The 15,064-nt window shown below is 46.5% G+C and carries 13 protein-coding genes; 11 read left to right on the forward strand and 2 right to left on the reverse strand.

Annotation, left to right across the window (positions count from 1 at the left end; all coding sequences use genetic code 11):
* Positions 1–71 precede the first annotated feature (71 nt).
* Together ABIN22_RS06040 and hypD are read left to right on the forward strand one after the other, a co-directional pair.
* A complete protein-coding gene (locus ABIN22_RS06040) occupies positions 72–980 on the forward strand; it encodes a trans-4-hydroxy-L-proline dehydratase activase (protein ID WP_346907335.1) in 909 nt (302 codons plus the stop codon).
* Positions 981–984: 4 nt separating this feature from the next.
* A complete protein-coding gene (gene hypD / locus ABIN22_RS06045) occupies positions 985–3,360 on the forward strand; it encodes a trans-4-hydroxy-L-proline dehydratase (RefSeq protein WP_346907337.1) in 2,376 nt (791 codons plus the stop codon).
* A 52-nt stretch (positions 3,361–3,412) separates the two neighbouring features.
* On the opposite strand, the gene ABIN22_RS06050 is transcribed toward hypD, so the two are convergent.
* A complete protein-coding gene (locus tag ABIN22_RS06050; RefSeq protein ID WP_109730186.1) occupies positions 3,413–4,048 on the reverse strand; it encodes a GntR family transcriptional regulator in 636 nt (211 codons plus the stop codon).
* Between the two features lie 172 nt (positions 4,049–4,220).
* Here ABIN22_RS06050 and ABIN22_RS06055 point away from each other — a divergent pair, with 172 nt between their 5' ends.
* Positions 4,221–4,490: an acylphosphatase gene (locus ABIN22_RS06055; RefSeq protein ID WP_109730188.1), complete on the forward strand. Its 270-nt coding sequence runs from the start codon at positions 4,221–4,223 to the stop codon at positions 4,488–4,490.
* Positions 4,491–4,662: 172 nt separating this feature from the next.
* On the forward strand, positions 4,663–5,457 hold the full coding sequence (gene proC / locus ABIN22_RS06060) for a pyrroline-5-carboxylate reductase (protein ID WP_109730246.1): 795 nt from the start codon (positions 4,663–4,665) through the stop codon (positions 5,455–5,457).
* A gap of 112 nt (positions 5,458–5,569) precedes the next feature.
* Here the strand turns inward: proC and ABIN22_RS06065 are convergent, their stop codons facing one another.
* Positions 5,570–6,448, reverse strand: a complete 879-nt coding sequence (locus ABIN22_RS06065; RefSeq protein WP_182440757.1) for a helix-turn-helix domain-containing protein — start codon at positions 6,446–6,448, stop codon at positions 5,570–5,572.
* A 258-nt stretch (positions 6,449–6,706) separates the two neighbouring features.
* Between ABIN22_RS06065 and ABIN22_RS06070 the strand changes: the two genes are divergently transcribed.
* The 7 genes from ABIN22_RS06070 to ABIN22_RS06100 all read left to right on the forward strand — a co-directional run bounded on the left by ABIN22_RS06070 (position 6,707) and on the right by ABIN22_RS06100 (position 15,037).
* Complete coding sequence (locus ABIN22_RS06070) at positions 6,707–7,627, forward strand: dihydrodipicolinate synthase family protein (RefSeq protein WP_346907340.1); 921 nt, start codon at positions 6,707–6,709, stop codon at positions 7,625–7,627.
* A 161-nt stretch (positions 7,628–7,788) separates the two neighbouring features.
* Positions 7,789–8,847 (forward strand): sialic acid TRAP transporter substrate-binding protein SiaP, encoded by a 1,059-nt coding sequence (locus ABIN22_RS06075; RefSeq protein WP_181368596.1) that lies wholly within the window; start codon positions 7,789–7,791, stop codon positions 8,845–8,847.
* Positions 8,848–8,936: 89 nt separating this feature from the next.
* The gene (locus tag ABIN22_RS06080) at positions 8,937–9,437 is read left to right on the forward strand and encodes a TRAP transporter small permease (RefSeq protein ID WP_109730192.1); all 501 of its coding nucleotides are present in this window, start codon (positions 8,937–8,939) and stop codon (positions 9,435–9,437) included.
* On the forward strand, positions 9,434–10,720 hold the full coding sequence (locus tag ABIN22_RS06085; RefSeq protein ID WP_109730193.1) for a TRAP transporter large permease: 1,287 nt from the start codon (positions 9,434–9,436) through the stop codon (positions 10,718–10,720). The genes ABIN22_RS06080 and ABIN22_RS06085 overlap by 4 nt, the downstream gene beginning before the upstream one ends.
* A 68-nt stretch (positions 10,721–10,788) precedes the next feature.
* Entirely contained in the window at positions 10,789–13,884 is a 3,096-nt protein-coding gene (locus ABIN22_RS06090) for a glycosyl hydrolase (protein ID WP_346907343.1), read from the forward strand.
* On the forward strand, positions 13,881–14,357 hold the full coding sequence (locus ABIN22_RS06095) for a NanQ anomerase/TabA/YiaL family protein (protein WP_346907345.1): 477 nt from the start codon (positions 13,881–13,883) through the stop codon (positions 14,355–14,357). Before ABIN22_RS06090 ends, ABIN22_RS06095 begins: the two co-directional genes overlap by 4 nt.
* A gap of 95 nt (positions 14,358–14,452) precedes the next feature.
* A complete protein-coding gene (locus tag ABIN22_RS06100) occupies positions 14,453–15,037 on the forward strand; it encodes a TetR/AcrR family transcriptional regulator (protein ID WP_181368597.1) in 585 nt (194 codons plus the stop codon).
* The last annotated feature ends 27 nt before the right edge of the window (positions 15,038–15,064 follow it).

Below are 15,064 nucleotides of genomic sequence, written 5' to 3' on the forward strand. Positions count from 1 at the left end.
CTATAGTACGAACGGCAGTCTAAAAGGAGAAAAACTGCTGTTCCCGACAAGGTTAAGAGAGGGATTAAATCATGAGTCTGATCACTGATATCCAGAAGTATTCTATCCATGACGGAGACGGGATACGGACGACGGTTTTTTTCAAAGGATGCCGTCTTAAGTGTGTCTGGTGCCATAATCCGGAGACACAGAATTATAAAAAAGAGCTGCTTTTTGATCAGGAGAAGTGTGTAGGTTGCGGAGCATGCGCGGCGGCCTGTCCGAACGGGGCAGTCACGATATCTGGCGGGAAAGCGGTCACTGACCGGGAGAAGTGCACGGTGTGCGGACAGTGTATAGACGTCTGCAACCTGAATCTGCGGGAGATCGCAGGTGATGAATATTCCGTGAATGACCTGGTTAAAGAACTGAAAAAAGATGAGATGTTTTATGAAGAGTCAGGCGGCGGCGTCACTTTGTCAGGCGGAGAGGTTATGACAGCAGACATGGATTATGTGGAAGCACTTGTCAAAAAGCTGCACCGCATGGGGATTTCCGTCATGATCGATACCTGTGGCCAGGCACCTTATGGGAACTTTGAGCGGATACTGCCCTATGTGGATGCGTTTTTATATGACATCAAGACGATGGATAATGAGATACATAAGCGATACATGGGTGCGGGAAACGAAGTTATACTCGGAAATCTGGAAAAACTAAGCCAGACAGGGGCAAGGATCTATATCCGTATCCCCACGATAAAAGAAGTAAATGGAAATGACGAAGCAATGAAAGCAATTATTGCATGGCTTCAGGAAAAGAACATTCATGCGGCGAAGGTAAACCTTCTCCCTTATCACAATACAGGATCAGGAAAATACCCGAAAGTCGGGATGTGTTACGAAGGCAATGACCTTCATGCACCGGATAAAGAAGAGATGAATCATTTTGTGGAGTTGTTCCAACAGGCCGGATACCATAATGTAAAAATAGGAGGTTAAGAAAATGGAAGAAAGAGGAATGAACGAACGTATCAAAAAACTGAGAAAGTTAAGTCTGGATACTCCTGCGCACATTGATCTGGAGCGTGCGCTCAGTGAGACGGAGACTTATAAGAAGTATGAAGGAGAACTGTCAGTGCCGGAACTGCGCGGACAGGTGCTGAAGGATTATTTTTCGAATAAAACATTATATATCGGTGAAGGAGAACTGATTGTCGGAGAAAAAGGTGACTCTCCGCAGGCGGCGCCTACTTTCCCGGAGCTTTGCTGCCATACAGTGGAAGATATGCATGTCATGAATGACAGAGACCTGATCAACTTCAAAGTTAAGGAAGAAGATTATAAGATTCAGGAAGACGTTATGATCCCGTACTGGGATAAGCGTTCTATGAGAAACAAGATCCTGCGCCAGATGACACCGGAATGGAAGGACGCCTATGAGGCAGGAATTTTCACGGAATTTATGGAACAGAGAGGACCCGGGCATACAGTCGGATCTGTTAAGATTTATGAGAAAGGTTTCCTTGACTACAAAGAAGATATCCAGAAGTCAATCGACAGTCTGGACTTCATGAATGATCCGGAGGCACTGGACAAGAAGAATGAGTTAGAAGGTATGAAACTTGCCTGTGATGCCATCATGATCCTGGGCGAGAGATATGCAGCCTATGCAAGGGAATTAGCCGAAAAAGAGACGGATGCAAAGAGAAAAGAAGAACTGCTCCAGATTGCGGTAAACTGCGATGTCGTGCCGGCACATAAGCCGGAGACCTACTGGCAGGCAATCCAGATGTACTGGTTTGTACACCTTGGAGTTACAAGCGAATTAAACCCGTGGGATGCGTACAGCCCAGGACGCCTTGACCAGCACCTGAATCCGTTCTATGAGAAAGATACAGAAGCAGGAATCATGGACGACGACAGGGCCCTCGAACTGCTGGAATGCCTGTGGGTGAAATTCAATAACCAGCCGGCACCTCCGAAAGTAGGAATTACGCTAAAAGAGAGCAGCACATACACCGATTTCGCAAACCTGAACACAGGCGGAATCACACCGAACGGGGAAAATGGCGTCAACAATGTCAGCTACCTGATTCTGGACTGCATGGACGAGATGAAACTCCTCCAGCCAAGCTCCAATGTCCAGATCAGCAGAAAGACACCACAGAAGTTCCTCAAACGTGCATGTGAGATTTCCAGAAAAGGATGGGGACAGCCTGCATTCTACAACACCGAGGCAATCGTGCAGGAGCTTTTGAACGCAGGAAAATCTCTGGAGGACGCAAGACGCGGCGGAACAAGTGGATGTGTGGAGACAGGGGCATTCGGAAACGAGGCTTATATCCTCACAGGATATTTCAATATCCCGAAAGTATTTGAACTGACACTGAACAATGGTTTCGATAAAATGACGGGCAAACAGCTCGGACTGAAGCTGGGGAATGCAGTAGATTTCAAGACATATGAAGAGCTGTTTGAAGCTTTCCAGAAACAGATGAAGTATTTCATAGACATCAAGGTGCAGGGAAGCAACGTGATCGAGAAGATCTATGCAGAAAATATGCCGGTTCCGTTCCTCTCTATCATCACAAATGATTGTATTTCCAAAGGGAAGGATTACAACGGCGGCGGTGCAAGGTACAATACCAAGTATCTGCAGGGCGTAGGTATCGGAACAATCACAGACTGCCTTGCAGCTGTAAAATATAACGTCTACGACCAGAAGACATTTACAATGGAAGAACTGATGAAAGCGCTGGATGACAACTTCGAGGGACACGACAGAATCGCAAATCTGGTTCGCAACAAGACGCCGAAATACGGTAATGACGATGATTATGCAGATGATATCATGAGATCCGTGTTTGAATATTACAGGAGCCAGGTAACGGGACGGCCGAATATGCTGGGGGGAATGTACAGAATCAACATGCTGCCGACAACCTGCCATGTTTACTTCGGTGACGTTATGATGGCAAGCGCCAACGGACGCCTGGCACACAAACCGGTATCCGAAGGAATTTCCCCGGAGAAGGGTGCAGATACAAACGGTCCGACAGCTGTTGTAAAATCCTGTGCGAAGATGGACCACCTGCAGACAGGCGGTACACTGCTGAATCAGAAGTTTACCCCAAGTGTCGTGGCAGGAGAAGAAGGCCTGGAACAGATGGCGAACTTAGTCCGTGCGTACTTCAACATGGACGGACACCATATTCAGTTCAATGTCATTGATAAAGAGACATTAATTCAGGCACAGAAGCATCCTGAGGATTATAAAGACCTGATCGTGCGTGTGGCAGGTTACAGTGACCACTTCAGAAATCTGAGCAAGGCACTGCAGGATGAGATTATTGAAAGAACAGAACAGAGTTTTAATTAAGAACCAATCTGAACAGAACATTGATTCATAAATGAAAAAAGAGACTGCCTGGCTATCCCAGTGCGGTCTCTTTCCCTATTGTAAAATGATCTGCTTTCAGTATTGCGTAGGCTTTTTCATAATTATTTTCGCGCATGTACTGGACCATTGTTTTTAAATTTTCATTCGTTTTTACAATATCCATTCCGTTCTTTACGGAATTCTGTCCCATGCGGATGAGTTCTGAGAGATTGTTTTCATAAATACGGTTAATGCGGTCGTTTTCATAGACGCTGACGATCTCCAGATGCATGTTCGTATCGGCAACCTCCCACTGGTAAATATCCCCGGCCGCGGCGCACATACGCACGATTTTTTCCTCGATCCGGTAGGAGTACTCTTCATAGCGGCCAGAGGTGAATATGAGCTGGAATGCATTGCCCTCCAGAAGTTCCCGCAGCTGGTAGATTTCCCGGATGTCCTTTTCCGTGATTTCCTTCACGGTCATGGACTTATAATAATCGGTGACGATCAGCCCCTCTGCCTGCAGCATTTTGATGGCTGTGCGCACTGGATTCCGGCTCATATTGAGATCGGCGGTGAGCTTTGCCTCGGTCAGCTGCATGCCGGGCGGATAAGTAAGATTCAGAATATTCGTGCGGATCGTCTCGTAAGCCTGGTCCGCCAGAGAAACATGTTTTTCGGCCATAATGATACCTCGTTTATATAGATTATGATGCCGCGCAGCAGGGTGCACGGCACGGAAAAATCCTAATTGTATACAAATTATAAAGTAAATCAGGACAGAATGCAATATTATTCCAGATATGTTATGATATAGAGTAGCAGAATGGAAGATATAAAGGGAAGGGGAAGAGAATATGGCAGAGGTAAGAAAGCATATTACCTTCTACGGAAGAGTACAGGGTGTAGGTTTCCGCTATACGGCAAAATATCTTGCCCAGTCACTGCAGCTTACCGGATGGGTGAAAAATGAATGGGACGGCACCGTTACGATGGAAGTGCAGGGACGTGAGCCAATGATTAATAAGCTCCTTGTGGGCCTGAATCAAGGCAGCTTTATTTCTATAGAATGGATGGACACAAAGGAGATACCATTGGAGAAGGAGAGCAGCTTCTATGTACGATAGAATTTCATGAAATAACGATTGACATAAAGCACTGAAAATGCTATATTGTATGCAAGAGAAAGAATTGTATACAAATTATGAATATGTATACAATTATGAAGCTTTAAGACAGACTCGGAGAGAAATACTCCCTTTGGATCTGATGAACAAAAAAGAAACGAGGAGAATGATTATGAAATTAGGATTTATTGGTACAGGTAACATGGCGGGAGCCATCATGGGCGGAATCATCAAAAAAGGAATCTTCAAACCAGAGGAGATTATCGGTTCTGACATCTTTGAGCCGGGAAGAGAAAGAGCGAAGGCTGAATACGGCATCAATGTGACAGCAGATAATAAAGAAGTAGTAGAAAGTTCTGAGATTGTAGTCCTTTCTGTAAAACCACAGTTCTACGCATCTACAATTGCAGAGATCAAAGATAGTGTAAAAGAAGGCCAGATCATCATTACGATTGCACCGGGCAAGACTCTGGAATGGCTGGGAGAGCAGTTTGGCAAAGCAGTGAAGATCATCCGTACAATGCCGAATACACCGGCTATGGTCGGCGAAGGTATGACGGCAGCATGCCCGAATGAGCATGTAACAGAAGAGGAACTGAAGTATGCGGTCAGCATTTTGAGTGCGTTCGGTAAAGTCGAAGTAGTTCCGGAAAGACTGATGGATGTTGTTGTTTCTACAAGTGGAAGTTCACCGGCATACGTGTTCATGTTCATCGAAGCGATGGCGGACGCAGCAGTTGCAGACGGAATGCCGAGAGCACAGGCTTACAAGTTCGCAGCACAGGCTGTATACGGAAGTGCGAAGATGGTACTTGAGACAGGCAAACACCCGGGCGAATTAAAAGATATGGTATGCTCACCGGGAGGAACCACGATCGAAGCTGTTAGGGTTCTCGAGAACATGGGATTCAGAAGTGCAGTAATCGAGGCAATGAAAGCATGTGCCGAAATTTCTAAAAACATGTAATCTGTTTAAAGATTAAGATTTTTTTATCATACAAGGACAGGCCCACTCCAAATGCATATAGAAGCATTTGGAGCGGGCCTGTCCTGTTTTAGGATATTTATCATCTTCTGCATCAGGTGCGGAACCGCCTTCGATATGACAACGGACTGCAGTATACATATTTTTTAAACACGGAACAGAAGTAGTTGCTGGATGAGAACCCAGTATCAAAAGCAATGTCTATGATCGGCCGTGATGTCAGTTCCAGCTGCTGCTTGGCGTATTCCACCCTTCTCCTGGTCAGGAACTCGGCGGGGGTTATACCGACCTCTTCCCTGAATTTCATCTTAAAACGCGAGAGTGAATATCCGGAGACATCAGCGAGCTGTTCCAGACTGAGCTCCTCGCGGAAATGCCCGTCTATGTAAGAAACAACTTTTTGTATTGGGGTGTCAGAATGGGCCTCTTCTTCCGTCACCGGTTTTAGGTTCTGCAGTTCGAACAGAAAGCAGCAGAGATACTGGACACCGGCATAGTAGCGGGCCGTGTTCTTGGATTGAAGCCCCTCGAATGCCTTTTTCAGCATATGGATCCCGGTGCTTGTTACTTTCAGATGCCTGTTAGGGAGTGAGGTGAGCATGTCGGCTAAAAATCGGCTGTACTTGGCATCCAGCCCGAGCAGGCTCTGCTTCTCCTTAAGGTCGATCTGGAATCCGTAGAATTCACAGGGGGATTCTGCGCTTGCAGTGGTCTGGTGCAGTTCATAGGGGAACGTAATAAACAGCTCGTTCCCTGTAATGATGTAATGATTATTGCCTACCGTAGTCTCCCGGGTGCCCTTGGCCAGACAGTGGATTTCAACGATGTCAGAATGATAATGAAGGGGAGTCGGCTTTGAGGCATGGTTGATATTCCAATGTGCAAAGTTTTTAAGCCCTACAATCTGATGAAAGTCAAATGTAAGGACCTGCTTATGTTTCTCCCAGCAATACTCGTCAAATATTTCCCTCAATATGATCATCCTCCTGTCTGATATTATAATTTATGATACCATAAAAAACAACTTAATTATGCAAAAATGATAAAAACAGCTCCTGAAATGAAAAAAAGTACAGCAAAAACATATGCATTATGCACAAATAGTATAAAATTGTACTCGGGATGATGTTAAATGCGCAAAAAATAAAACGATATTATAATTGTTTTATACAAAATAATCAATTGGACTTCAAAGATGTTACAGATTTGACCAAAGAAAGTGAGGGTGTATATGAGAGTAATTCAGGACGGTGTATGGCCGGTCATGATCACACCATTTACAGAAGACAACAAAATCGACTATAATCAGGTACTGAAACTTCTGGAATGGTATGATGGACAGGGAGTAGCCGGGGTCTTTGCAGTATGTCAGTCAAGTGAGATGTTTTTCCTGACAAAGCAGGAGAGATTTGAACTGGCTAAGTTTATCATCGACAATGCCCCGGAAAATATGGGGGTTGTTGCTTCCGGACATGTTGCAGAAACAGTGGAGGATCAGGTAGAAGAAGCAAAAGCCGTAATTGATGTAGGTGCAGATTCTTATGTGTTTATATCTAACCAGTTTGCGAAGGAAGGCGGAAGTGAGGATGAGGCAAAAAGAGGAATTGAAACTCTGATCAGCCAGATCCCGGCGGAGAGTTTTGGCATTTATGAATGCCCATTCCCTTATAAGCGGGTACTGTCGCCGGAACTGCTGAAATTCTGTGCGGAAACCGGAAAGTTTTCATTCCTGAAGGATACGTGCTGTGATCTGGCCCAGTTAAAAGCGAAGACAGATGCTGTGAAACATACAGACCTTAAGATTTTTAACGCGAATGCAGCTACACTGCTTGAAAGCCTGAAAATGGGATGTGCGGGATACAGTGGTGTGATGGCAAACTTTCACGCGGACCTATATACATGGCTCTGTGAGAATTTTGAAAAAGAGCCGGAGAAGGCGGAGAGAATGCAGAACTTCTTAGGAGCCGCGTCATTGGTGGAATGCCAGGTCTATCCGGTCAATGCAAAATACCATATGCAGCTGGAAGGGCTTGAAATGTCTACATACTGCCGGACAAAAGACGCCGCAGAGCTGACTGCAAGTAAACAGATGGAAATTGTACAGTTCAGGGCAATGGAGCAGGCGTTCAGGGAGAATTTTTTTAAGTCATAATACCGCTGGATAAATACGGCGGGAACAGGAAAGAGAATAAAAAAGAATCATAGCTCCGGCGCGGCTCAGTAGGCAGCCATCTGTGCAGGAAGGGGCATGAGATAAACGAAAATAGGATTCCTGAAAAGGAAAATCATGAAAGAGGTATGGAGGATATTATTATGAGAAAAAAATTAGTGACAGTATTGTTGACCGTGGCAATGACAGCAAGCTTACTGGCAGGGTGCGGAAGTGGAAAGTCTGAGGACGCAGGAGACAAAAAAGCTGACGGTGCATCTTCCGGGGAAAAGGTGGAGCTGATCTTCACATCGGTATCTGTATCAGGCGATTCCCATACAAAGGCAATGCAGGAGTTTGCCGATAAGGTGGAAGAGCTTTCTGACGGAAGCGTGACATGCAAGACATATTCAGATGGCACACTGTTTTCTTCTGAAAACGAATTTGATGCACTTCTCTCCGGGGAAGCGGATCTGGCGTATATTTCCTTCCAGACACTTTCCACGCAGTCAGGGCTGGAGTGGTGTTCCATGTTTGGTTCCGGATATTTCTGGGATTCCTACGACCATATGACAGGAACATTAAACGGTGAGACCGGACAGGAAATCTTTGATAAGATTTCAGACAATGTAAACTGCAAGCCGCTTTCTGCATTCTATCTGGGAAGCCGTATCATCAATACAAGGGCAAAAGAAGTAAATAAATATGAAGATATGTCAGGACAGCTTTTGAGAATGCCAAATTCCGAGGCATGGCTGAACTTAGGGGAAGCACTCGGCGCGAACCCGACCCCGCTTTCCTTCTCAGAGCTGTATACCGCGCTGCAGACAGGTGCCGTGGATGCGCAGGACAACCCGCTTCCGACATGTATCAGTGCAAAATTCTATGAAGTTGCACCTTACTTTGCAATCACTAACCATGTAGTAGACTCTGTCATCCCGTGCATCAACACAGATACATGGAACAGCATGTCAGAAGACCAGCAGAAGGCAGTGACAGAGGCAATGGAATACGCAAGGACAACCAATGACGAAGCAAGAATCGCCGATGAGGAATCTGCCATCGAGACTCTTGAGTCTGAAGGCTGCACAGTTACTTATCCGGACCTGAAGGCATTCAAAGAAAAGGTTACAGCTTATTATGAAGGCCATGATGACCAGACATCCACATGGGACATGGATATGTATAACAAAATTCAGGATGAAGGCGCGAAATATGAGTAAATGTATCTGAAATAAAAGAGATAGAGAAATACAGCGATCCGTGAGGCTTCGCTGTATATTCTCCGACTGAGAGGAAGGGAGGCTTTACATTGGAGGCATTCAAGAAGGCGGGAAAGAAAATCATGGATTTTCTGGGATATTTTGTGCCCAGCGTCACATTCACTGTGATTTTCGTTGTGTTCATGGTTTCCATTATCTGCAGATATTTCTTAAAACAGCCCGTGACATGGAGCTATGAAATATCCGTGCTGGGTTACATGTGGACGATGTTTTTCGGGGTGGGGCAGGCAATTAAGGCGGACGAGCATGTGGTGTTCGGGCTCGTATACGACACATTGAAGCCAAGAGGGCAGTTTATCTGCATGGTAGTTTATAATGTCGCCCTGGTTATACTGCTGGCGATTACGTTTATACCATGCTGCAGGACACTGCTTGGAAAGCAGATGGTGACGGGGGTACTGAAACTGCCTTATACTGTTATATTTGCACCATTTATCTACATGCTTGCAGAAATGATTATCCGATCTGCACTGAAAATCGCCGAGGCATTTAAGACATACAAAGAATCACAGGGAGGTGCGAAATTATGAATACAGCCGTGATTGTACTGTTCGTAGTTATGGCAGTCTGTTTTATAATACGTATGCCGGTATCGTTATCTATGCTGGCGGCGTCTATCGTGTATTTCCTGATTTCCGCACCGGATAATTTAGGACAGGTATTTTCTGTTATTACGGGAAACATGTTTTCAAACTACACCATGCTGGCAGCGCCGCTGTTCATCTTCATGGCAAATGTGCTGAATGAGGGTGAGGTTACGGATAAGATATTTTCTTTCTGCAACGGACTTCTGGGACGGCTGAAGGGTGGCACGGCACAGGTAAATGTATTTATTTCCCTAATCTTCTCTGGAATGACAGGATCGGCGATTGCAGATGCATCCGGAATCGGCCTGATGGAGATTGAACAGATGAAAAAAGAGGGATATGATCCGGAATTCAGCTGCGCGATTACGGCAGCATCCGCAACGGTCGGACCTATTTTCCCGCCGTCTATCCCGATGGTCATCTATGCCATGCTTTCCGGTGCATCCGTAGGCAAGCTGTTCATGGGCGGTATGGTGCCCGGAGTGCTTCTGGCAATCCTGCTGATGATCTATGTAGGATTCGTTTCACATAAACGTAACTACCCGGCAGGGGTAAAAATGAGCCTGAAACAGTTCGGACGTGCGACCCTTGTTGCAGCACCAGCGCTCTTTACTGTAATCCTCCTGCTGGGAGGTATTTACTCAGGTATATGTACACCGACAGAAGCCGGGGCGGTTGCATCAGCGTATGCGTTACTGATTTCTGCATTTGTATACAGAACTCTGGGATGGAAAAAACTGTTTGGAATCATTAAGAAATCAGCGGCGAATACGGCAACACTTGCACTGCTGTGTGGAACCTCCATGCTGTTTTCCTACATCATTTCACTGGAGCAGGTGCCGAACGCAGTTGCAGCCCTGTTTACAGGACTGACAGACAATAAGTATATCTTCCTTTTTGTTGTGAATATTATTTTCCTTCTGCTGGGATGTGTACTGGATGTCAGTACGATCCAGCTTGTATTCGTACCGATGGTGCTGCCTCTTGTGAATGCATTCGGCATCGATCTGGTCCACTTTGGCGTAGTGATCTGCCTGAACATGATGATCGGACTGTCAACACCTCCTTTCGGCATGCTGCTGTTCATCGTATCCGGTCTTGGGCGGACGAAGATACAGGGCGTCATAAGGGAGATCATTCCGATGGTCGCAATCATGATTGGTCTGTTGTTCCTTGTGACTTATATACCGGACATTATCCTGTATATACCGAATCATTTTATGTAACTAAAATAAAAATTTTAAGAAGGCTCCGTTCTGAGGGATGAGGGCCTTCTTGCTGTATGGAGACTGATATGGGATTAAAAAGCTTGAAAGAAATACAGGAAATGCTTGCAGACCCGGACAACACTTACAGGAGTGCACCTTTCTGGGGATGGAATGCAAAATTAGAAAAACAGGAACTGCACCGGCAGATGCAGGAGATGAAAAAAGAAAAAATGGGGGGATTCTTCATTCATTCCCGGGAGGGACTGGAGACAGAGTACCTGTCAAAGGAGTGGATGGACCTTGTAAGAGATTCCGTGGCGTACGCAGAATCACACGGGCTGGAGGCATGGATATATGACGAGGATAAATGGCCTTCCGGTAGTGCGGGAGGGATGGTGAGCGCTTCCGATCCGGAGCGGTTTACTGCAAAGGGACTGACACTGGAGGTACTGGACGGAAAAAATGCCCGGGTGGTGGAAGACGGTGATATCCTCGGCATATTCCGGCAGGAGGGAAAGACGCTGGTATTCCGGCAGGAGACCTCAGGCCCGAGTGAATGGTACAACGGGATGGCCCCGACGGATAATCTGAATCCGGATGCCGTGAAGACATTCATCCAAATGACCCATGAAATGTATCAGGAGGCATGCGGGGATGCATTTGGAAAAACGGTAAAGGGATTTTTCACGGATGAACCTAATTTCTGCGATTTTTTCAGCGTTTTTACTAAGGGGCGTCCCTGGCTTCCCTGGAGCGGGGGATTTGCGAAAGAATTCAGAAAACGCCGCGGGTATGACCTGCTGGAAAAGCTTCCCGGACTGTTCTATGACTGTGGGGACTGCAAGAAAACCCGCCATGATTACTGGTGGACCCTGACAGAGCTGTTCGGGGAAAACTATATGAAACAGCTGTATGACTGGTGCAGTGACCGTCAGCTTATGCTGACCGGACATGTGCTGTATGAAAACGACTTGGGTTATGGGGTCCGGGTCAGCGGGGGCGCTATGCCGCACTACCAGTATATGCACGCGCCCGGAATTGACATTTTAGGGGAGCAGGCGCAGGAATATCTGACGGTGAAACAGTGTACCAGTGTGGCAAACCAGTATGGCAGAGAGATGGTTGTATCTGAGACTTATGGATGCACAGGCTGGGGGCTGACCTTTGAAGGACAGAAGTGGCTGGGGGACTGGCAGTTTGTGCTCGGCGTGACGAGGCGATGCCAGCACCTTGCACTTTACTCTATTACCGGATGCAGGAAACGGGATTATCCGCCGGTGTTCAACTATCAGAATACCTGGTGGAAGGACCTGCATGTGCTGGAAGACTATTTTGCAAGGCTTGCCGTATGCACCACGGCGGGGAAAGCAGCAAGGGATGTTCTGGTGATCCACCCGCTGACAACGATATGGACAAAAAGCCGTTCGGCGCCGTGGGAAGATTTGAACCGGGTGGAAATGAACATGGGATGGCTCGATGAGAATCTTTTTGGCCTGAACAGGGAAGGCGAGCGCTATAACCGTCTGGCAGCGGCACTGGCAGGGATGCACTATGACTTTGATTTCGGGGATGAAATGATCATGGCAAAGGAAGCTCGTGTGGAATCAGGGAAGTTCTGGGTGAAGGAGGCGGCGTATTCAGTTGTAATTGTCCCCCCAGTTACTACATTATTCGCTTCGACTGTGGATAAGTTGGAGGAATTTCTCCGTGCAGGTGGAAATGTAATCTGGATCGGCGGCATGATCGGCATGATTGAGGGGGCGCCGTCAAGAATGGCCGGCGTGCTGAGAAATTATGAAGGGTTCTGTCAGGCGGAGGATGAGGAGCATGCTTACCGGATGCTTGAGAAAGTGCAGCCGCGCATCATTTCCCTGAAAGACCCGAAAGGCTGTGAGGCAGGGGATATCCTGACGATGGTAAGGAAAACAGTGGATGGATATGTTGTATTTCTGGTCAACCACAACCGGGAACATGGAGTATCGGTCAGAGCTTCTTTCCCAGACTGTAACCAAATTGAAGAATATATACCGCTGACAGGAAAAATAAAAAAAGCATCGTTTTACGCGGATCAGAACCGGACCAGATTACAGATCCATTTCTCACCTGCTGAAAGTAAAGTGTTCTTTTTAAAGTGTGGAGAGAAAACGGAGGCGTCTGCCTGCGGACAAGGGCCGGGAGTATTGGAATTCCCTTACCTTCATCCGCACAGGGCAGACAAAGTATGGTGTGTGCTGGGACCAGAGGCGGACATATCCTTAAATATGGAGAATGCACTGACGTTAGATACATGCAGGGTGTATATGGGGGAAAACTGTCTCAAACTGTTGTCGGAGGAGGAACTTCCGGTGTGGAAAGCACAGAAGCTTTTGAGGGAAACACTGGGGATGCGGCAGGTTTACTATAACGGTGCACCCCAGAGATATACGTGGGTCCACACACCGTGTGAGAACGGAGGAACCGCATTTAAGCTGGAATTTGAAGCCAAGGTGCAGGACGTGCCGGAAGGAGACGTTTTTCTGGCCGTGGAGCACCCGGAAGGACTGGAAGTATCCTGCAACGGTGTAATATGCCCGGCATCCGGAGACTGGTTCCTTGAGCGGGGGATACAAAAATTTAAGGTGTCCGGGCTGACGGAAGGGACCAACACATTGACTGTATCCGGTAATTATAAGAATGATATGGAACTGGAGGACATATACCTGACAGGAGATTTCGGTGTCGATGTCAGGAGGTACATCGTAAAGCCGGTGAGACACCTTTATTTTGGAGACTGGTGCCTGCAGGGGCTGTTCCACTATGCGGGTGATGTCTCTTACCGGTTCCTGATACAGGCGGAAGTTCCGGCAGGGGCACGGATTATGCTGAAAGCAGGTGCATATAAAGGAGTGCTTGTCAGCGTCCGGGTCAATGGTGAAGAGGCGGGGGTCCTGATTGGCAGGTCGTGTGAAGCTATGGAAATCACGCCGTATCTGAAGAAGAAAGTGAATGAGATAACCCTGACAGTCACCGGCAGCCTGAGGAACCTTATGGGGCCGTTCCACCAGACGTATACCGGATGCAGCAGGTTAAGCTGGGAAGATTTCAGGACAGAAGGGAATCTTTATACCCCGCAATATGTAACAGAGCCTTATGGACTCATGGAACAGATCGTACTGTCAGTTGAGGAAGGAGAGGGACGATGATCGTTGATAAGATAGAACATTTGCCACAGTACCAATTATTCAGGGAGGATGAATTGGACTTTATCCTGAATTTCTGTAGAAAAGCAGTGGAAGAAGATACAGAAGAGGGTAGAGCAGACTTTTATGGCGGGGGCTTATATGCCCTTGTACAGATCTATGATACAAGGAAGAGAGAAGAGTCCGTCATGGAGGCGCACAGGGAGTATCTGGATTTGCAGTATATTGCAGAAGGAGAAGAATATTTTTATATCCACGAGACTTCTGAATGTAAAGTAAAAGAGGATATGACGCCGGAAAAAGATGTCATATTCCTTGAGTGTGGTGAACCGGATGTGAGGGTGAAAGCAAAAAAAGGAATGTTTGTGCTGCTGTTCCCCCAGGACAGCCACATGCCCTGTATTCAGACGGGGCGGAAGGAAAAAGTGAAGAAGATTGTATTTAAAATCCGTATAAAAGACAGGAATCAAAAATAAGTCAAAAAAATTGTCCCTTAACTTCCGATTGCAGACTTGTGATTTTATGGTAGAATGGTATATATGAAATCTATGAAAAAGAAGGGCTGGGGATTATGGAAACTACGGAGAATAAAGGTGTAAAAGCCAGAATCGTGTCGGCGGCATGGCAGCTGTTCCATGATAAAGGATATGATCATACGACAGTGGATGATATTATTGAATTATCGGGAACTTCGAAGGGATCTTTCTACTATTATTTTAATACAAAGGATGAGCTGCTCAGCACGCTGTCCACGGTTCTGGATGATTACTACGAAGAACTGCATGTGGATATGGACAAGGAGATGAATAATTACGACAAGCTCCTGTATCTGAATTATAAAGTACATTCCATGATTGAGGAGCGGATCAGCATCGATCTTCTTGCTTCTCTTTATTCTACACAGCTGATTGCAAAAGGACAGAGGCACCTTCTTGACCAGAACAGGGTATATTACCGGCTGATATCAGGAATTATCGAGGACGGGCAGAAAAAAGGGCAGATACGTCAGGACAAGTCAATTAGTGAGATTACAAAATATTATTCGCTGTGTGAGCGAGCGCTGATTTCTGACTGGTGTCTGAGCAGGGGGGATTATTCACTGGGAGAGTACAGCAAGGCATATATGCCGATTATGATGGAGCACTTTAAGGCCTGAAGCGGTTTTTAACAGAATATCCGTATG

Origin of the sequence: Faecalicatena orotica, from assembly GCF_905197545.1 — a bacterium.
In the GTDB taxonomy this organism is placed as follows: domain Bacteria; phylum Bacillota; class Clostridia; order Lachnospirales; family Lachnospiraceae; genus Faecalicatena_A; species Faecalicatena_A orotica.